The sequence below is a fragment of the Rhizobium sp. 01T444 genome (genome assembly GCF_056398305.1).
The window spans coordinates 1-507 of sequence record NZ_JBFTPD010000441.1; the positions used below are offsets into that span (position 1 = coordinate 1).

The window sequence follows — 507 nt, forward strand, 5'->3', positions numbered from 1 at the left end:
GGTTCCGCCGCTTCCGCAGCGGCGATCGTCACGATCTCCGCGCCGAAGTAGAAGCCGGTGGCGGCGACCGCTCCGGTGAGGATCGGAACGATGCCGTTGGGCGCGAAGCCTCCATGCGTCGTGAAGTTGACGAAGCCGGGAGACGCGACCGGACTGGTCGCGGGCCACAGACCCAGGACGAAGAGCGTGCCGAGGAAGAGGAACACGATGATCGCCGCGACCTTGATCGAGGCGAACCAGAATTCGAACTCGCCGTAGGATTTCACCGAAACCAGATTGGTCAGCGTGAGCAGAACGATCAAGCCCAGCCCCAGCATCCACTGGGGCACGTCCGGCAACCAGAACGACACCAGCTTTGCGCCGGCCACGGTCTCCACCGCCACCACGATGACCCAGAAATACCAGTACATCCAGCCCGTGAGGAAGCCCGCCAGCGCGCCGCCGGAGGGCCGGTCGGAAAAGGCGAGCCGCGCGTACTCGTAGAACGAGCCGACGGCTGGCAAGGCC

1 protein-coding gene is annotated in these 507 nt (G+C 65.3%); it reads right to left on the reverse strand.

The features are described 5' to 3' along the window. Nucleotides 1-507 (reverse strand): amino acid permease (locus tag AC1DTN_RS39360; RefSeq protein WP_477925696.1); only part of this gene is annotated, 507 nt, incomplete at both ends.